Genomic DNA, 17,876 nt, shown 5'->3' on the forward strand with positions numbered 1-17,876 from the left:
GAGTTCATGAAGCGAACCCTTACGCCTGATCCTGGACCTGCCGGCCCCTCGCACGGGCTGTGGCCAGGTCTGATCTGCAAGCTGCCCAAGCCGCTGCTGGTCGTTCCGATGGTCGTGCAGTGGTTGGTGCTGGCACTGCGCTACCGCAGCCTGTCGCTGCCTTCGGCCGCCGACCCGATGATCGATGCCGGCGGTTTGGCGGGCGAATCCAAGATCGCGTATTTCGACCAGGTCGGCGACGCCGAGCGCCCGTGGCTGGCGCGCACGGCCGCCATCGTTTCCGACCCCGACGCGGCGGCGCGAGCGTGCGCGGCGATGAACGGCCTCGGCATCGACTTTCCCATCATCGCCAAGCCTGACATCGGCTGGTGCGGCTTCGGCGTGCGGCGGATCGACGATCCCTCGGCTCTCCAGGCCTATTGCGACGCCTACCCCGAAGGCGAGACCCTGCTGGTGCAGGAGTATCTCGACCTGCCCGGCGAGGCTGGACTCTTCTACGTGCGGCGGCCTACCGAGACGCGCGGCCGCTTGCTCTCGCTTACGGTCCGCAGCGCGCCGACCGTACAGAGTGACGGCATGAGTACACTGCGGCAGTTGCTGGCCCGGGACGAGCGATTGCGCAGCCGGACCTGCCTCTACGAGGGCGTTGGGCTCGACCGCGTGCCGCCGGCGTCCAGCGACGTGCCGCTCGCCGCCGTCTGGTCCTATCGCATGGGCGGTCTCTATCGTGACTGCAGCGACTCGATCACCCCGGACCTCGAGGCGCGAATCGACGAAATCGCCTCGAGCATGCCCAATCTGCATGTCGCGCGCTTCGATGTTCGCTTTGCGAGCCAGGCGGAGTTGGGAGAGGGCCGATTCAAGATCATCGAAATCAACGGGGCCGGCTCCGAGGCGATCGAATTCTTCGATCCCGCCGTTCCCTTCTTCAGTGCCTATCGCGGCATCCTGCAGAAGCAGGCCATGGTGTTTGCGCTCGCCGCCGAGAACCGAGCCGCCGGCTTCGCGCCCTGCGGCTGGCGGGCGCTGCTGCGAGCCTACCGGCGGCAGGCACGCCTGCTCGGTCGCTACCCGGCCTCGAATTGAGGGGGGTGGCGGTGCTATAGACGGGTCGTGAAGATCGAAGCACGCCAGGTCGAAGCCTTCCTGAAGAAGCCGGATCCCAAGGTCCGCGGCGTCGTGATCTACGGAAACGACGACGGTCTGGTCGCGGAGCGGGCCGTGGCGCTCGCCAAGACGGTCTGCGAGGACCTCAAGGATCCGTTTCGCGTCGTCGACATTGCCGGCGACGTGCTGAAACACGATCCGGCGCGGCTGGCCGATGAGTTCGGTGCCATGTCGATGATGGGCGGCCGCCGGGTGATCCGCGTGAGGCCGGCCGGCGAAGAGTCGGTCGCGGCGCTTGAGAACCTCGTCGAAGCCGTTGCCGGGGATGCGCTGATCATCGTCGAGGCCGGCAACCTCACACCACGCTCCAGCTTGCGCACCTTGGCCGAGACCGAAGCCAGCCTGGCCGCACTACCCTGCTACATGGACAACGAGGCCGCGCTCGAGGGCCTGGTCGAAAGCGCCGCGCGCGCGCAGGGCCAGAACGTCGATCCCGATGCGCTGGAATGGATCGTGGAACGGCTGGGCGGAGATCGCGGCCAGACACGCGGCGAGATCGACAAGCTGCTGCTCTACAAGGGAACCGACGCCGGCAAGAGCATCACCCTGGAAGATGCGATGGCCGTGCTGGGCGACACGGCCTCCATCGGCATCGACGATGTGATCGCGGCAACCTTCGACGGCGAGCTGGTCGCCCTTGATCGCGCGCTCGACCGCGTCTTCGCCGAGGGTGGCAATCCGGTGCAACTCGTGCGCTCGCTGCAGCGCCACACCGACCAGCTTCACCTGGTGTCGGGACACGTTGCCAAAGGAAGCAATCTGGAAGGCGCGATGTTCAAGGCGCGCGGCCTGCCGCGCGGCGGGCCAGTCCGCCAGCGCTTCGAACGCCACTTGCGCATCTGGCCGCTCCCCCGGTTGAGCACGGCCCTGACGACGATCCTGGAAGCGGAGATCGACTGCAAACGGACGGGACTTCCGCATGAAGCCATTGCCCGTCGTCTCTGTCTTAGACTCAGCCAGGCCGCGCGGTCGGCGAAGGCCCGCCGATAAGTCTACTTGCCGGTCGGCGTCAGCGGGATCGCGGCCTGCGGCGACAGCACGAGGAAGGTGAAGCTTTCCTCGATGTAGAGCCGCACCCGTTCTGTGTCGTGCTCGAGATAGCCGATCGAGAAATCCTGTCCGACCGTGAGTTCGAAGTCGCCGCCGCGCAGGGAAATCACCAGACCGCCGTCGAGCCCCGGGGCGGCATAGACATCACCGTCAATCAGGCGCTGAACGTGGCTCAGAATCGGATAACCGCCATCGGTACGCGATGTCAGATCCTTGTAGAGTTGCTCGCTCAGCACGACGGCGAAGGGACCCTCGACACCTTCATCGCGCAGCTTCTTGAGAGCCGCGGCGACGGCATCGGGATAGTCAGCATGGCTGGTGCCCAGCGCGACCGCCTGGCCCATTTGCGCCTCGCAGATGCCGGTGATCTGAGCCGCCTCGTAACCGTGAAAAATGGCGCGATCTTCGGCGATGGCAATCTCGCGCGCGGCGGCTGTCACGGCATCGAGATCGGGATCTCTTGCGCCGCGATCGATGGCGTCGAGTTCGGCACGGCTTACTTCGAAGGGTATGCGCAATTCGACGAGCGGCTGGATACGACGCAGCAGCGCGCGAACATTCGCTCCGCCGGGCGGCGAAGCGATGGGGTCGGCCCGACCCAACTCCACGTCGGAGGCGCCCCATCCCAAAGGACCGCGGAAATCGACGACGCGACGCGCGGCGAGAAGGGTGCGAAGAGTGCGCGTGGCTTCCTTCTCGATCTCTTCCCAGCCTGCCTCGGTAATGGGCGCGCGATCACGAAACAGATGGTTCTTCATTTCCTCACCTGATCGGACTTGCGGCGCAGGCTGCCAATGCCGAGGCTGCCATCGGAGACGGGTTCACTTTTGCCTTCGGCGCCACCCCCCTTCATGTCGGCCTCGATCTCCTTGATCGGACCTTTCTTGAACAGGAAGGTGCGCAGATGCTCGTCCATCTTCGGGTCGTTGCGCCGTAACCATTCGAGCGCCATCGCGGCGTGCTCTTTCTCCTCGTCGCGGTTGTGCTCAAGGATGGTTCGCAACTCCGCGTTGGACGTTGCTTTCGCCCGCTGGTCATACCAGTCGACGGCCTCGAGTTCTTCCATGAGGGAGACGATCGCGCGATGGCGATCGATGACCTCGGGGCCAAGCTTGGCCGGGTCTTCGTGCAGCGTTTCACTAGCCATGGCCGCACTAACGCACGTGCAGAACGGAAGTTCCGCGGGGAACTTGGTTGTCCGTAAGGCAGGCGCTGGAACGCCGGTGTCGAACGCGCGTTCAACCGATCACCTGAATACCGAATGGAGGAAGCGTGCGCGCTCTAGGTTGCCTTCTTACGACGTCGTTCCTGCTGGGCGCCTGTGCTTCGGTGCCGCTGGCAGGCCCGGCTGCGGACTCCGACGGCAAGCGCTTCGAACCGCCGCCTCCGGGTCAGTCGGCGTTGTATCTCTATCGCAGTTCGGTGATTGGATCGGAGGTCGTGTTTTCGCTGGCCGACAACCAACAGCCGATCGGCGCGCTGGCAAACCGGACCTGGACGCGCGTAGACGTCGTCCCCGGACGCCACGTCATAAGCTGCAGCGTGCCGAGTTACGCGCCGCTGACCCAGACGCCGGCGCAAGCGGCAACCGTCGACCTGGCGCCCGGCGAATTACGCTTTCTCGAGGTCGATGTCTGGCCGGGACTGCCGCTCAATCCGCGTTGCGTGGCGACCGAAGTGTCGGCCGACAAAGGCCGGGCCGCGGTGACGGACGGCAATCGCGCGGTCGCGTCGAACTGATATCGATCAGCGCCGCGTCAGCTTGTCGACCACCGTATCGAGCTGATCGAAGTCGCTAATCTCGAGCGTCAGCAGGCTCTGCTCCCCCAGGCCGCGAAGCGTCAGGTCTGCCTTGAGGCCCAGCGCTTCCTCGATGCGCTTCTCGAGCGCGCGGGTATCGGCGCTCTTGGGAGCGCCGCCGCCCGCGCCGGTCTTGGCCTTCCCGCTACCCCCCTTGGAGGGCTTCTTCGTCTCGCCGGTGAGGCGCTCGAGATCGCGCACCGTCAGCTTCTCTGCCACGGCCCTCTGAGCCATCGCCAGCGGGTCAGGTACACCGATCAGTGTACGGGCCTGGCCGGCCGAGAGGTCGCCCTCCCGCACCATCTCCTGAACGGCCGGCGGCAGGTCGAGCAGGCGGAGCGTATTGGCGACATGCGGGCGGCTGCGGCCCATCATGCGCGCGATGTCTTCCTGGGTGTGGCTGTAATCCTCGACCAGCCGCTTGTAGCCCTGGGCCTCGTCGATCGCGGTGAGGTCGGATCGCTGCAGGTTCTCGACCAGGCCGATCTGCAGCGCGTCCCGGTCGTCGATGCTGCGGATGACGACCGGCACGTCGTGGAGCTGGGCCTTCTGTGCGGCCCGCCAGCGCCGTTCGCCGGCGATGATCTCGTAGGCGTCGGGCACGTCACGCAGGGGACGCACAAGGATAGGTTGCAGAAGGCCATATTCCTTGACCGACTCGACCAGCATCTCGATGCCCTCGAAGCTGGTGCGCGGCTGCATCTTGCCGGGTTTGAGCTGGCCGATCGGCAAGGTGAGGGGCGTCTTGTTGGGCGAGAGGCGCGCATTTTCGGCGGGGCCCACTCCAGGCTGAACAACCTCCGGTTGAACGGCTGCCGACGCAACGGCAGGAGAAGGCGTCACCGCTGCGGCGACTTCGTCGTCGCCCAGGAGAGCGGAAAGGCCGCGGCCGAGGCCGCGCGGTTTCGGGGCTTGGGTCATTGTACGACTGCCTGTTCTGCGGCGAGGCGCCGGCGGCGGATGAACTCGCTCGCCAGCAGGATGTAGGCCTGCGATCCGGCGCAGGCATTGTCGTAGATCAGCACGGGCATGCCGTGCGACGGCGCTTCGGCGATGCGCACGTTGCGTGGGATCGTTGTCCCGAAGACCTGCTCGCCGTAATGGGCGCGAACATCGGCGACGACCTGCTGACTCAGCGTCATCCGTCGGTCGACCATGGTCAGGACGACGCCAAAGATGTGGAGCCTCGGGTTGAGGCGCTTCTTCACACGCTCGATCGTATTGCCCAGTGCGCCGATCCCTTCCAGGGCCAGGAACTCGGCCTGGAGGGGAACGAGGACCGCATCGACGGCCACCAGCGCATTGAGCGTGACGAGACCCAGGGACGGGGGACAGTCGATCAGGACAATGTTCCAACGCTGACGGGCGTCGCTTTCCGGAGCCGCCAGCGCATCCGCCAGCCGATTCTCCCGGCGTTCCATGTCGATCAGCTCGATCTCGGCCCCCGCGAGCTGGACCGACGCCGGCATGACCTCCAACCCCGGGATGCGGGTCTGCCGGACACACTCGCCCATCGTGTTCAGGCCCAGCAAATACTCATACGAACCGGGTGAGCGCTCATTTCGACCTACCCCTAGGCTCGTCGACGCATTCCCCTGGGGATCCAGATCGATCAGCAGGACCCGTTCGCCGACCGCCGCAAGGGCAGTGGCGAGGTTGATGGCCGTCGTGGTCTTACCGACGCCGCCCTTCTGGTTGGCGATCGCGAAGATCTGCGGCGGCGGCGTAGGGGCCGATTCGGAGGATGACGGCGTCACGATCGGTCACGCTCGCAATGGCATCGGGCGAAAAGTCCCATTTCTTCTTTGCCTCGTCTACCTCTGCCTGCCAGCCCTTGCCTTTATGAAAAAGGCAGGTGGCAGCATCTGTCCTATGCCGATTGGACCATTCCAGCAACTGATCCAAGGGCGCAAGCGCCCTTGCCGTGACCACGTCCGCAGACGCCGGAGGCGCCGCCTCGATTCTCTTGATGACGAGCTTAGGCGGCTTCTCGAGTTCCATCTTTCGCCCGGCCTCTCCCAGAAAGGCAGCCTTGCGCGCATCGGATTCGATCATGGTGATTTGCAGGTCCGGGCGCATGGCAGCGATGACAAGGCCCGGAAAGCCGCCCCCGCTGCCGAGATCCGCCAAGGACTTGGCGTCGGCAGGGATCAGGGGAACAACCTGAGCGGAATCGACGATGTGACGCTTCCAGGCCCCGTCGATCGTGGTCTTACCCACCAGATTGATGGCTTTTTGCCATCGTTCCAGGGTCTCCACGAGAACTTCGAGCCGCCGGATTGTTTCACGTGAAACACCTTGAAGCGGATCCATCTTAGGCGGCTCGCCGGCGGACATGCTTCAGGAGGGCCACCAGGGCGGCGGGCGTGACGCCAGAAATGCGAGCCGCCTGGCCGAGCGTGGCCGGCCGATTCGCCTCCAGCTTTTGGCGGACCTCGGTCGAAAGACTGCCGATGGCGCCGTAGTCCAGACCCGGCGGGAGGATCAAAGCCTCGTCGCGGCGATACGCTTCGATGTCACCGCGTTGGCGAGAAAGGTATCCTTCGTATCGGGAATCGATGGTCAGCTGCTCGGCGATCTCGGCTGACACGGTCGCAAGCTGCGGCCACAGACCGACCAGACGGTTCCAATCGATCTCAGGATAGGCGAGGAGATCGAGGGCCGATCGGGCGACGCCATCCTGGTTGATCGTAATGCCGCGCTTGGCCAAGGCAGAGGGGGTAATCTTCAATCCCAAGGCGAGAGAGCGGGCCGCGTCTATGGCGCCATGTTTCACGTGAAACATTTCTGCCCGCTCGCGCCCTACACATCCAATCTCCAGGCCGCGCGGCGTCAAACGCTGGTCTGCATTGTCGGCCCGGAGCCAGAGCCGGTACTCGGCCCGCGACGTGAACATACGGTACGGTTCGGTGACTCCGAGGGAGACGAGGTCGTCGATCAGGACACCCAGATAGCCGTCTGCACGGTCAACGATGAAGGGCTTTGCCAGCACCGCATTCAATCCGGCGATCAGACCCTGGGCCGCCGCTTCCTCATAGCCCGTGGTGCCATTGATCTGGCCCGCCATATAGAGACCCGGGACGCGTCGCGTCTCCAGGGTGGCGTGGAGTTCGCGCGGGTCGATATGATCGTATTCGATGGCATAACCCGGGCGTACCATCTCCGCGCGCTCCAGCCCCGGAATGGTCTGAAGCATGGCGAGCTGCACGTCCTTCGGCAGCGAGGTTGAGATGCCATTGGGATAGACGGTGAAATCGTCCAGCCCTTCGGGCTCGAGGAAGATCTGGTGGCGGTCGCGCTGGCCGAACCGAACGACCTTGTCCTCGATCGAGGGACAGTAGCGCGGGCCGACGCTCTCGATCTGGCCCGAATACATAGGTGCCCGGTGCAGATTGGCGCGGATGATCTCGTGGGTCGCGGGCGTGGTCGTCGTGATGTGGCAGGGCACCTGCGGCGTGGTGATTCGCTCCGTCAGGTATGAAAAGGGTCGCGGCGGGTCGTCTCCGTCCTGCTGCTCCAGCGAGGCATAGTCGATCGTGCGGCCATCGAGTCGCGCCGGCGTGCCCGTCTTGAGACGCCCCAGCTTGAAACCCAGTCGATGCAAAGTCTCCGCGAGCGCCGTGGACGGTTCCTCGACCCCATCGCCACGCACGCGGCCGGCCGGGATCTTGGTCTCGCCCATGTGAATGAGCCCTCGGAGAAAGGTGCCCGTCGTCAGGATCACGCGCCCGGCGGCGATCTCGGCACCTGACTCGGTGACGACGCCGGCACACGCGCCGCGTGCGTCCAGCACAATGTCTGCAACCGCGTCCGCTCGGATCTCCAGATTGGGCTGGTCCGCCAGCAGCGCCTGGACGGCCTGCCGGTAGAGTTTGCGATCAGCCTGGGCACGGGGCCCCCGAACCGCGGGCCCCTTGGAAAGGTTCAAAGTGCGAAACTGGATCCCGCCACGGTCGATGGCGCGACCCATGATTCCGTCGAGAGCATCGATTTCGCGCACCAGATGGCCCTTGCCGAGCCCCCCGATCGCGGGATTGCACGACATCTCGCCGATTGTTTCGATCCGATGCGTTATCAGCATGGTGCGTGCGCCAAGACGCGCCGAAGCGGCGGCCGCTTCACATCCGGCATGGCCGCCACCCACAACGATGACATCATATAAAGAGGCCCGCATGTCGCGCCATTTACGCTTCCAGCCGGCGCCGGTCGAGTCCGCTGCTCTGTAGCGCGCCGGCCACAGGGCCCGCGTGTCGCATGCCTCAGGATCGCCAAATTCTTGACGGCCGCCGTTGGGTTGCCTAACGAGTGAACATCGACGGTCCTCCTTAACCGGAGGCTAACAGGGAATGCCGTGCTGCTCCTTCGGGAGCTAATCGGCAGCTGTACCCGCAGCTGTAAGCGGCGAGCGACTGCCCCAGCGTCACTGGACCCTTCAGGGTCTGGGAAGACGGGCAGGAGCGACGACCCGCGAGCCAGAAGACCTGCCGGCGATAGCGTCGCTCTTCCGATGGACGGGACAATCCAACGGGACGGTCAACCGAGCGGTGACGCGCCTTGTGCGTGGTGCTGTTTGGGGAATCCGTCTATGACGCCGATCCGTAGAATCCTTGCTGGCCTTTTTTTGCTGTCGCCCGTCCTGACCCCTCTGGCGGTGCAAGCCCAGACTGAACCGGACGCCATGATGCCCGCTACGGTCGTGACGGCCGATCGCTTCCCGACTGACCCGGAAAAGGTCACGGCCAGCTACACCGTCGTCATGCAGGAAGAGATGCAGCGACGGCAGCTTCGCAATGCCGCCGAAGTGCTGAAGACAATTCCCGGCGTCTCCGTTCAACAGTCCGGCGGCGTGGGCACACTGACTTCGGTCTTCGTGCGCGGCTCCAATGCCAATCACGTGCTGGTGCTGATCGACGGCGTCAACGTCAGCGATCCCTCGAGCGGCAACGGCGCCGTCGATTTCGGCAACTTCCTCACCGAGAACCTCGACCGCATCGAAGTCGTGCGCGGTCCGATGTCGACGATGTATGGCAGCCAGGCGATGGGCGGCGTCATCAACATGGTCACCAAGGCCGGCAAGGGCCCGATGAACGGCGCGGCCTTCACCGAACTCGGCACGCGGCTGCAGAGCAACAGCGGCGCCTATGTTCGTGGTAGCGTTGGCAAATTCAATTACAACCTGACCGCGGCGGGCACGTTCAGCCCGAACGATACACCGGTGCCGGCCCGCTTCACGCCGAACGGCGGCTTCGTCGACGTCGATCCCTATCGCAACATCACGCTCGCCGCGCGCCTCGGATTCGAGATCAACGAAAATACCCAGCTCAACTGGTACACGCGCTACATCGACGCCAAGGTAAATTACGACCAGGTCGGGCAGGAAGACCCGAACGCCAACGGCTACACGTCGCAGTTCTACACGCGCGGCGAACTCGAAGGCTCGTACTTCGACGGACGCTGGAAGCCCGTCGTCGGCGTCAACTACAGCACGATCACGCGCCACGATCTCGACTATGCCAGCGATCAGAACCCGTTCCCCTTCAACACCGACAGCTGGTTCAACGGTCGCCGCCTGCAGGCCGATTTCAAGAACCTCGTGAAGATCATCGACCAGGTCGAAGTGATCGGCGGTATCGATTACGACCGCCAGTGGGCCTACACGAATACCGTCGGCCCGTTCACGCCCTACACGCAGGCGTGGGGAACGATGTCCCAGACCGGCATCTACGGCCAACTTCGCCTCAATCCGTTCCAGGGCTTCAACCTCAACATCGGCGGCCGCGTCGACATGAACGACATGTTCGGAACCGTGGGCACCTGGCGTGCCGGCGCGTCCTACCTGTGGGCGCCGACGGACACCAAGATCAAGGCATCGTACGGCACGGCCTTCAAGGCGCCGGCGCTGATCGAAATGTTCGGCCCCGGGCCGAGCTGTGGCGGCAATCCCAATCTCCAGCCTGAGTACAGCCGTGGCTACGAGTTTGGCGTGGAGCAGGGCCTTTTCGATCGCAAGGTAAAGGCTGGCATCACCTACTTCTTCAACACCTACTCGAACCTGATCCAGTGCGCGCCGCCGACCTATGCTCTGATGCAGAACGTCGCCAACGCCCAGACCGAAGGCTTCGAGGTGACCCTCCAGATCAGCCCGGTGAAGTGGCTCGACCTCTATTTCGACTACACCAACCTGATCGCGCGCAACGTCGACGCCAACCAGCCGCTGGTGCGCCGCCCCGGCGATACCTTCAACATCCGCGCCGAGGTGCGGCCGTGGGAGAATACCCTGTTCGGCATCGGCATCCTGCAGGTCAGCAGCCGCACCGACATCAATGCAGTCACTGGCGCGTACATGACCCCGGCGCCCTACACGCTGGTTCGCATCACGGCGCAGTACGACGTCATCCCGTCGGTCCAGCTTTTCGCCCGTGCCGAGAACGTCCTGAACCGGGTGTACGAGGAGCCGGAAGGCTACCAGGCGCCGTATTTCCAGGCCTTCTTCGGCGTGAAGGCGAGGTTCTGATCGGCACGACCTCCCTGCGTCACCGGCGAAACTTGCTGCAAGTCTTCGCCGGTGGCGTAGCTTTCGCTACCGTGACCCACGCGACTGCCGTCTCGACGACCACCATTGCCTTGCTCCATCTCGCCCCCCGTCCCGGGGAAATCGAGGCGAACAGGAACGCCCTCGATCAGGCCGTGCGTCGGGCCGCGGCCAACGGCGCGCGACTCATCGTGACGCCGGAACTCGGCGTAAGCGGCTACGGCTTCCGCGATCTGATCGGCACCGGCTGGATCGCAGGGGGGCAATCCGCACTGTTCGCCTGGGCCGGCGCGCTCGCGCGCGAAACCGGGGCGTCGCTGGTGCTCGGCACCCCGGAAGCCGCGCCGGAAGACGGAGCGCTCTACAACAGCATGGTCCTGTTCGCGCCGGACGGCTCGGTGGTGGGCCGGCACCGCAAGGTGAACGCCTTGCGGGTGGGATCCGAATCCTGGTCGACGCCGGGCGACCGGACCTCGGTGTTCGCCATAGAGGGCATCGGCCGGGTCGGCTTCTTCGTCTGCGCCGACATGTATTCACCCCGTCTCGTCGATGAGACCGCCGCCAGGGGCATCGACCTGCTCCTGTCCGCCGCCGCCTGGGCGCCGGGCCATCACGGGCCGGACGGCGAATGGGAACGCGCTTCTGCCACGACCGGCCGGCCCGTCCTCGTCTGCAACCGGACGGGCAGGGACGTGCTCGACTTCGAAGCGGCCCAGTCGGTCGCCGCCGTCGACGGCGCGATCGTCTTCTCGCACGCTTCGCCCGGCCCGAAGATCGCGCTGGTCGACTGGATCGCCAACACGCACCGCCTGACCAACTGGCGCGTGGCCGCAGCAGCCTAGGGCGGTGAGTTCATGCAGATTGGACTGAAGACATCCCAACAACGGCCTCATCCTGAGGAGCGCTCCGCAGGAGCGCGTCTCGAAGGATGGGCACGAGCACTCCGTCCGCTGCCCATCCTTCGAGACACCGTGCACGGCACGGCTCCTCAGGATGAGGTCCTTGTCCTGTGCTGAGGATGGCAATCCTCCGCGCCCTCTCGCGCTTCGCGAGCCTCGCGCTCCTACTCATGGCCCTCCCGGCCGCCGCTCAAGCACCACAGCGGGTGGTGACGCTCAATCTCTGCTTGGACCAGATGGCCCTGCGGCTGGCCGCTCCCGGCCAACTCGTGGGTGTGAGCTACCTGTCGCAGGACCCTCACCTTTCCGTCCTGGCCGATCGCGCCGCCGCCCTCGCATCGGTGCGCGACTCCGTCGAATCGATCCTGGTCCTGCGGCCCGACCTGGTGATCCTCGCCGCGTACAGCCACGCCCCGCTCAAGCGCCTGCTGCGCGGCGCCGGCGTGCGCCTGCTCGAACTGCCGTGGGCAACGTCGATCGAGGAGGCCGAGGCCGTCATCGAACAGATGGCGACGGCGCTTGGCCGCGAGGACACCGGACGACACCTGATTTCAGACATGCGCGAACAAAAGCGCCAGCTCACCTGGACGGGCGCGCCGCTCGGTACAGCGGTCTATCTGGAGGCCAATCGCGGCACGTCGGGAAAGGGCAGCCTGATGGACGAGCTGCTGCGGCTCTCGGGCTACCGCAATCTCGCCGCCGAGCTCGGCATCGGCTCCTTCGGCCGCGTGTCGCTCGAAACCGTTCTTGCGGGCCAGCCCGACCTGTTGGTGCTCGACGGCACCGCCAACAAGAATCCTGCGCGCGCCACCGAGTTCGTCGGCCATCACGCGTTGCTGGCCCTGGCGGGCACAGCAAAGCTCGCGTCGGTGCCGACCCGATATTCAATCTGCGCCGGGCCGGACAATTTCGAGGTAATGCGGCTCCTGGCGGAGGCTCGGCGATGAATCGCTGGCTCCTCCTGCTGCTGGCGGCACTCTATCTCCTGTCGCTGGCGGTCGGTCCCGCCTGGTGGCCGTGGCGGCTGGGCAACGAGGTCGGCTGGGCCATCGTCTGGGAACTGCGACTGCCGCGCGCCACCCTCGGTCTGCTGATCGGCGGCGTGCTGGGCCTGAGCGGCGCGGTGCTGCAGGGCTGGCTGCGCAATCCGTTGGCCGAGCCCGGAGTCATCGGCGTGTCGGCCTGCGCGGGCTTCGCCGCCGTCTGCGCCTTCTACAGCGGTCTCGCCGCCGCCTTCGCGCTGGCGCTGCCGCTGGCCGGCATCGCCGGCGCCGCGATTGCCGTCGCCCTCCTGATGGGCGCGGTGCGTTCCGGCACGGGCACCGTCTCGCTGCTGCTGATGGGCGTGGCGATCAACGCCATCGCCGCCGCGCTGATCTCGCTGGTGCTGGCGCTGTCGCCCAATCCCTTCGCCTATCAGGAAATCTCGCTCTGGTTGGCGGGCTCGATCGTCGATCGCGACCTGCGCTATCTCGCCATCGCGGCACCCTTCATGATCCTGGGCGCGGCGATCGTCCTGGGCGCCGGCCGCTGGCTCGATGCCCTGTCGCTGGGCGAGGACACGGCCCGCAGCCTGGGCGCCGACACCAGATCGCTCGGCCTGCGTCTCACCCTCGGCGTCGGATTGATGGTCGGAGCGGCGACCTCGGTCGCGGGCATCGTCGGCTTCGTGGGCCTCATCGCCCCTCATCTCGTGCGCGCGCGCGTGGGCTTCCGGCCCGGAGCGACGCTGATCCCGTCGATGCTGGTCGGCGCCGCCCTTGTGCTGGGCGCCGACATCGTCGTTCGTCTGCTGCCGACGGCGTCCGAACTGCAGCTCGGTGTCTTCACCTCGCTGGTGGGGGCGCCATTCCTGGTGCGCGCGGTGCGCAAGGCCCATGCCGCGTGGCTCGCCACATGAGCACGACCGCCATCGCCGTTCGTGGGCTCGTGAGCCGGCGCGACCATGCCGTCGTGCTCGACGGCATCGATCTCGCTTTCGAAGCCAACCAGGTCACCGCCATCGTCGGCCCCAACGGGGCGGGCAAGACGACTCTGCTGCGCCATCTCGCCGGCCTCGACACGCCGTCGGCCGGCGAGGTCGAGCTGCGCGGCCAGCCGCTGGCCTCGCTCGGTCCCGCCATCCGCGCGTGGAGCATCGCCTATCTGCCGCAAGCGGCGTCCGCCTACTGGCCGTTGCGCGCGCGCGACCTGGTGGCGCTCGGCCGCCTGCCGCACGGTGTCGATCTCAGCCGCCCGATCAAGACCGCAGATGCAGAGGCGGTTCAGCGCGCACTCGAGCGCGTGGACGGGGTGCGCTTCGCGGACCGACCCATCGATGCGCTGTCGCAAGGCGAGCGCGCGCGCGTGATGATGGCGCGGGCGCTCGCCACCGAGGCCGCGATCTTCCTCGCCGACGAACCGGTCGCCAGCCTCGATCCGGCCTATGCGCTGGAGACGATGACGATCCTGCGCGCCGAAGCCGCCCGCGGCGCCTGCGTGATCGTCGTGTTGCACGACCTGGGCCTCGCCGCCCGCTTCGCCGACAGGATCGTCGTACTGGCCAACCACAAGGTTGCGGCCGACGGCACGGCCGACGTCGCGCTCGCGGCCGGCGTGATTGACGCCGCCTATGGCGTCACCTTCCGCCACCTCACGGTCGACGGCGTTCCCCAACCGGTGGCGTGGGAGCGGTGAGATAATCAGAGAGTCGTCCTGAGCGAAGCGAAGGGCCTTGCCGAACGACCAGCAGGCTCCCTGGCGAGCGTGAGATCCCTCGCTTCGCTCAAGATGACAAGAGGGGAGCTGTTCTACTCATTCAAGCCGCCCGCTTGCGCGACGTCGTCTTGCGGCGGGCCTTCTTCGCCTTGGGCTTCGCGGTTCGGCCATGCGCCTCGAGAAAGCGGTCGGCCTTCTCGCGCGAAGGACCGCTCCCGCCCTTCAGGCTCCTCTTCAGCGCTTCCATGAGATCGACGACCTTCTCCTCATCCTGCTCCGGCGCCTCCGAGACGACGGGCTGTCCCTTCTTCTTCCGGGCGATCAGTTCGCGCAGGGCATCCTCGTAGCGATCGGTGAAGCGGCTGGGATCGAACTTGGCATCCTGCTGCTCGATGATCTTTTCCGCGATCTGCAGCATGCGGGAGTCAGGCTTGGGCAGGTTGCGGTCGAATACTTCCGAGGTGGCCCGAATCTCTTCGTGCGTGCGCAAGGTCGTGAGCAGGATGCCGTTGTCGCGCGGCTCCAGCGCACAGATGCGCTCGCGCTGGTGCATGACGACTCGACCCAGCGCGACCTTCTTCTGCTTTTCCATCGCCGCGCGGATCACAGAATAGGCCCCGATGCCGGTCTTGCCCGACGGCGCGAGATAGTAGGGTTCGTCCCAGTAGATGCGATCGATCTCGGACGCATCGACGAACTCCTCGATGTCGAGGATGCGCGTCGATTCGATCCGCACCGCGTCGAGTTCTTCCTTCTCGAGCAATACGTACTTGTTCTTCGAGATGGCGAAGCCCCGCACCAGATCGGCGCGGTCCACCGGCTTGCCCGTGCCGGCATCGACCGACTGCATGCGAATACGGTTGTTGGTCTTGGGGTTGATCATATTGAAGTGGATGTCCGCGGTGCGCTCGGTCGCGGTGTAGAGCGAGACCGGACAGGTCACCAGCGAGAGTCGCAGATGGCCTTCCCAGGTCGGTCGCATTGCTTTTTGCTTGGCCATGGTTATTGCTCCGGGCTGACCGTTGGTGGGTGAGACGAACGGTACGTTAAGACTTCACGAGCTTCTCGATGGCGGCGCGCAGCGGGCGCGCGGACTTCGCGTAATCCTTCCACGGATTGTTGCGCTTCAGCAGGGCCGGCGCCGTACGCACCGTGTACTTCATGGGATCGAGGCCCTTCTTCACCTGCGTCCATTCGATCGGCATCGACACGGTGGCGCCGGGACGGGCGCGCGAGGACAAAGGCGCGACCGCCGTCGACGTGCGGTCGTTGCGCAGATAGTCGAGGAAGATGCGGCCGGTCCGTTCCTTCTTCGCCATGTTGATCAAATAGAGATCGGGCTCGTCCTCCGCGACGCGACGGCAAATCTCGCGCGCGAAGGTCTTGGCGGTATCCCAATCGGGACTCTTCTTGTCGTCGGTCAGCGGCACCACGACATGCAGGCCCTTGCCGCCCGTCGTCTTGCAGAAGGGCACGAGGTCCAGTTTCCTCAACCGCGCGGCGATCTCGCGGGCGCCCGCTATCACCGCATCGAAGCCGACATCGGGCGCCGGATCGAGATCGAAGACCAGACGGCCCGGCAGTTCGGGATTGCCGGGCTGGCAGTTCCACGGATGCAGCTCCGTCGCCCCCATCTGCGCCACGGCGATCAGGCCCTCGACGCGGTCGATCTGGAGATAGGGCTTCTTGTCGCCGCTCACCTCCACCTCCGACAAGAGGTGCGAGGATCCGGGCATGGCGTGACGCTGGAAGAAGTTCTGCTTGCCGTTGATCCCGTCGGGCGTGCGCACGATGGAGCAGGGCCGTCCGGCGATATGATCGATCATCCAGTCGCCTACCGCCTCGTAGTAACGCGCGAGTTCGATCTTGGTCACAGGCGGCTTCTCGTCAGGCCACAGCGGCTTGTCGGGATGCGAGATCGACACGCCCATCACGATGGCTTTCCCCGACGCCGTCGTCTCCGTCTTGCCTGGGTGCTTGCCGGTCTTGCGAGGCGTGGGCTTTGCCATCTCGACTTTCTCCGGCTTCGCGGCCACTTCCGCCTCGACTTCCTCGGCCGGCTTGTCGCCGCGCAGTCCCTTGAACGCAGCCTGACGCACATTGCCCGCGCCGGTCCACCCGGCGAACTCGATCTCGGCCACCAGGTCGGGCCGCGCCCAATGCATGTTGGCTTCCTTGGGCGGGCTCGCGCCCGCGGCGAAGGGGCTGGTCTTGCTCTCGACCTCGCGCAGCTTCGGGACGAGGGAGCGCATCACGCTCTCGCCGAAGCCGGTGCCGACGCGGCCGACATAGACGAGCTTCCTGCTCTTGCCCTCGCCGCGATGGACGCCCGCGAGCAGCGACCGCAGACGCCTGCCTTCGCTGGTCCAGCCGCCGATGATCACCTCGTGGCCCGCCCGGCATTTGGCCTTGGTCCAGCTGCCGCCGCGACCCGATCGATAGGGCGCATCGAGCTCTTTCGACACGATCCCTTCGAGGTGCATGCGGCAGGCCGATTGCAGCACGGCATCGCCCGCCGTCTCGAAATGATCGACGAAGCGCAAGCCCGCATGCTTGCCCTTGAGCCCTTCGAGCAGTGTCTTGAGGCGCGCCTTGCGTTCCGACAGCGGCAGGGGACGCAGATCTTTGCCCTCCAGGAACAGCAGGTCGAACGCGAAGAAGATGAGGTCTTCCGACTTGTCTTCCGAAAGCGCCGCCTGAAGCGCCGCGAAGTCCGGTGCGCCATGCTTGTCGAGCGCCACCGCCTCACCGTCGAGGATGCAGTTCGGCAGCGACTCGCCCTGCTTGGCGATGGCCGAGAACTTCCTGGTCCAGTCGAGGCCCTTGCGGGTGCGAAGCTGAGCCTCGCCATCCTCGACGCGAAGCTGCAGGCGATAGCCGTCGAACTTCACCTCATGCGCCCAGCCTGCCGCGGCCGGCGCTCGCTCGACCAGCTTGGCCAATTGCGGTTCGACAAACGTCGGCATCGAGGTGACCGTCCTGACCGTCGTCTGGGACTTGCCTTTCACTTTCGCTTTTCTCTTCGCGGGCACAGCGGCCTCGCCGCCGTCCTTCTTGTCGCTTTGCCAGACGGCGCCGGCACTGCGCTTCTTGCCGGTCATGAAGGGCTTGGGCGCTTTGCCGGTGCCCAGCCCGATTTCCTTCAGGGTGCGTCCGGAGGCGATCGATTTGGGATCTTTCAGGATCTTGTCGTCGTCGCCCTCGTGCGCCGCGGCATCGCGATGCTTGATCAGCAGCCAGTTGGTGCGCTTGCCGCCCTTGCGGTCCCACTTCATGCGCACCAGTACCCAGCTCCCCTCGAGCCGCTCGCCCACCAGGCTGAACTTGAGATCGCCGCGCTTCAGCCCGTCATGCGGATCGCCCTCGGGAATCCAGTAGCCGCGATCCCAGAGCTGGACCGTGCCACCACCATATTGCCCCTCAGGAATCGTGCCTTCGAAGTCGCCATAGTCGAGCGGATGGTCCTCGACCTCGACGGCCAGGCGCTTGACCGTCGGATCGAGCGACGGGCCTTTGGTCACCGCCCACGACTTGAACGTGCCATCGAGCTCGAGGCGGAGATCGTAGTGGAGTCGCGTCGCGTCGTGACGCTGGATGACGAAACGAAGCTGCCTGGATTTTGGAACGGAGGACTTGCCCGACGGCTCCTCCGTCAAGCTGAAGTCGCGCTTGGCGCGATAGGGAGCGAGACTATCCTTGCGCATGAACCACCAATCTCGCGAGCTATGCGG

Annotated in this window: 16 protein-coding genes and 1 riboswitch; of the genes, 8 read left to right on the top strand and 8 right to left on the bottom strand. The window is 65.6% G+C overall.

Features of this window, described 5'->3' with window-relative positions; all coding sequences use genetic code 11:
• The first annotated feature begins 6 nt into the window (after positions 1–6).
• Together ACQY78_RS16355 and holA are read left to right on the top strand one after the other, a co-directional pair.
• The gene (locus ACQY78_RS16355) at positions 7–1,086 is read left to right on the top strand and encodes a hypothetical protein (protein ID WP_428676771.1); all 1,080 of its coding nucleotides are present in this window, start codon (positions 7–9) and stop codon (positions 1,084–1,086) included.
• A 27-nt stretch (positions 1,087–1,113) separates the two neighbouring features.
• The gene (gene holA, locus ACQY78_RS16360) at positions 1,114–2,157 is read left to right on the top strand and encodes a DNA polymerase III subunit delta (RefSeq protein WP_428676772.1); all 1,044 of its coding nucleotides are present in this window, start codon (positions 1,114–1,116) and stop codon (positions 2,155–2,157) included.
• A 2-nt stretch (positions 2,158–2,159) separates the two neighbouring features.
• Here holA and ACQY78_RS16365 read toward each other — a convergent pair whose 3' ends face one another.
• Positions 2,160–2,975 (bottom strand): family 1 encapsulin nanocompartment shell protein, encoded by an 816-nt coding sequence (locus ACQY78_RS16365; RefSeq protein ID WP_428676774.1) that lies wholly within the window; start codon positions 2,973–2,975, stop codon positions 2,160–2,162.
• Positions 2,972–3,364: an encapsulin-associated ferritin-like protein gene (locus tag ACQY78_RS16370; RefSeq protein ID WP_428676775.1), complete on the bottom strand. Its 393-nt coding sequence runs from the start codon at positions 3,362–3,364 to the stop codon at positions 2,972–2,974. Before ACQY78_RS16370 ends, ACQY78_RS16365 begins: the two co-directional genes overlap by 4 nt.
• A 125-nt stretch (positions 3,365–3,489) precedes the next feature.
• On the opposite strand from ACQY78_RS16370, the gene ACQY78_RS16375 reads away from it, so the two are divergent.
• Positions 3,490–3,957, top strand: a complete 468-nt coding sequence (locus ACQY78_RS16375) for a hypothetical protein (protein WP_428676776.1) — start codon at positions 3,490–3,492, stop codon at positions 3,955–3,957.
• Positions 3,958–3,963: 6 nt separating this feature from the next.
• Here ACQY78_RS16375 and ACQY78_RS16380 read toward each other — a convergent pair whose 3' ends face one another.
• From ACQY78_RS16380 to mnmG, 4 genes are all read right to left on the bottom strand, one after another.
• A complete protein-coding gene (locus ACQY78_RS16380) occupies positions 3,964–4,800 on the bottom strand; it encodes a ParB/RepB/Spo0J family partition protein (protein WP_428676777.1) in 837 nt (278 codons plus the stop codon).
• 134 nt (positions 4,801–4,934) lie between these two features.
• Complete coding sequence (locus ACQY78_RS16385) at positions 4,935–5,774, bottom strand: ParA family protein (RefSeq protein WP_428676779.1); 840 nt, start codon at positions 5,772–5,774, stop codon at positions 4,935–4,937.
• Complete coding sequence (gene rsmG, locus ACQY78_RS16390) at positions 5,692–6,330, bottom strand: 16S rRNA (guanine(527)-N(7))-methyltransferase RsmG (RefSeq protein WP_428676780.1); 639 nt, start codon at positions 6,328–6,330, stop codon at positions 5,692–5,694. Before rsmG ends, ACQY78_RS16385 begins: the two co-directional genes overlap by 83 nt.
• A gap of 1 nt (position 6,331) precedes the next feature.
• Complete coding sequence (mnmG, locus tag ACQY78_RS16395) at positions 6,332–8,191, bottom strand: tRNA uridine-5-carboxymethylaminomethyl(34) synthesis enzyme MnmG (RefSeq protein ID WP_428676782.1); 1,860 nt, start codon at positions 8,189–8,191, stop codon at positions 6,332–6,334.
• Between the two features lie 125 nt (positions 8,192–8,316).
• Positions 8,317–8,520, top strand: a riboswitch (cobalamin riboswitch).
• Positions 8,521–8,695: 175 nt separating this feature from the next.
• Between mnmG and ACQY78_RS16400 the strand changes: the two genes are divergently transcribed.
• The 5 genes from ACQY78_RS16400 to ACQY78_RS16420 all read left to right on the top strand — a co-directional run bounded on the left by ACQY78_RS16400 (position 8,696) and on the right by ACQY78_RS16420 (position 14,124).
• Positions 8,696–10,531: a TonB-dependent receptor plug domain-containing protein gene (locus ACQY78_RS16400; protein ID WP_428676784.1), complete on the top strand. Its 1,836-nt coding sequence runs from the start codon at positions 8,696–8,698 to the stop codon at positions 10,529–10,531.
• Between the two features lie 71 nt (positions 10,532–10,602).
• Positions 10,603–11,391: a carbon-nitrogen hydrolase family protein gene (locus tag ACQY78_RS16405; RefSeq protein WP_428676785.1), complete on the top strand. Its 789-nt coding sequence runs from the start codon at positions 10,603–10,605 to the stop codon at positions 11,389–11,391.
• Between the two features lie 176 nt (positions 11,392–11,567).
• On the top strand, positions 11,568–12,395 hold the full coding sequence (locus tag ACQY78_RS16410; protein ID WP_428676787.1) for an ABC transporter substrate-binding protein: 828 nt from the start codon (positions 11,568–11,570) through the stop codon (positions 12,393–12,395).
• Complete coding sequence (locus ACQY78_RS16415) at positions 12,392–13,348, top strand: FecCD family ABC transporter permease (protein WP_428676788.1); 957 nt, start codon at positions 12,392–12,394, stop codon at positions 13,346–13,348. The genes ACQY78_RS16410 and ACQY78_RS16415 overlap by 4 nt, the downstream gene beginning before the upstream one ends.
• Positions 13,345–14,124, top strand: a complete 780-nt coding sequence (locus ACQY78_RS16420; RefSeq protein ID WP_428676789.1) for an ABC transporter ATP-binding protein — start codon at positions 13,345–13,347, stop codon at positions 14,122–14,124. The genes ACQY78_RS16415 and ACQY78_RS16420 overlap by 4 nt, the downstream gene beginning before the upstream one ends.
• 121 nt (positions 14,125–14,245) lie before the next feature.
• Here ACQY78_RS16420 and ACQY78_RS16425 read toward each other — a convergent pair whose 3' ends face one another.
• Together ACQY78_RS16425 and ligD are read right to left on the bottom strand one after the other, a co-directional pair.
• The gene (locus tag ACQY78_RS16425; RefSeq protein WP_428676790.1) at positions 14,246–15,145 is read right to left on the bottom strand and encodes a Ku protein; all 900 of its coding nucleotides are present in this window, start codon (positions 15,143–15,145) and stop codon (positions 14,246–14,248) included.
• Positions 15,146–15,191: 46 nt separating this feature from the next.
• Positions 15,192–17,849 (bottom strand): DNA ligase D, encoded by a 2,658-nt coding sequence (ligD, locus tag ACQY78_RS16430; protein WP_428676791.1) that lies wholly within the window; start codon positions 17,847–17,849, stop codon positions 15,192–15,194.
• Positions 17,850–17,876 lie beyond the last annotated feature (27 nt).

The organism is Reyranella sp. (assembly GCF_965279625.1).
GTDB lineage: Bacteria > Pseudomonadota > Alphaproteobacteria > Reyranellales > Reyranellaceae > Reyranella.

Bases quoted from the DNA above. Each gene is read 5' to 3' on its own strand.
- ACQY78_RS16355 (WP_428676771.1), top strand. From the start codon at position 7: ATGAAGCGAACCCTTACGCCTGATCCTGGACCTGCCGGCCCCTCGCAC.
- ACQY78_RS16365 (WP_428676774.1), bottom strand. From the start codon at position 2,975: ATGAAGAACCATCTGTTTCGTGATCGCGCGCCCATTACCGAGGCAGGC.
- ACQY78_RS16370 (WP_428676775.1), bottom strand. From the start codon at position 3,364: ATGGCTAGTGAAACGCTGCACGAAGACCCGGCCAAGCTTGGCCCCGAG.
- rsmG (WP_428676780.1), bottom strand. From the start codon at position 6,330: ATGGATCCGCTTCAAGGTGTTTCACGTGAAACAATCCGGCGGCTCGAA.
- mnmG (WP_428676782.1), bottom strand. From the start codon at position 8,191: ATGCGGGCCTCTTTATATGATGTCATCGTTGTGGGTGGCGGCCATGCC.
- ACQY78_RS16400 (WP_428676784.1), top strand. From the start codon at position 8,696: ATGATGCCCGCTACGGTCGTGACGGCCGATCGCTTCCCGACTGACCCG.
- ACQY78_RS16410 (WP_428676787.1), top strand. From the start codon at position 11,568: ATGGCAATCCTCCGCGCCCTCTCGCGCTTCGCGAGCCTCGCGCTCCTA.
- ACQY78_RS16415 (WP_428676788.1), top strand. From the start codon at position 12,392: ATGAATCGCTGGCTCCTCCTGCTGCTGGCGGCACTCTATCTCCTGTCG.
- ACQY78_RS16420 (WP_428676789.1), top strand. From the start codon at position 13,345: ATGAGCACGACCGCCATCGCCGTTCGTGGGCTCGTGAGCCGGCGCGAC.
- ACQY78_RS16425 (WP_428676790.1), bottom strand. From the start codon at position 15,145: ATGGCCAAGCAAAAAGCAATGCGACCGACCTGGGAAGGCCATCTGCGA.
- ligD (WP_428676791.1), bottom strand. From the start codon at position 17,849: ATGCGCAAGGATAGTCTCGCTCCCTATCGCGCCAAGCGCGACTTCAGC.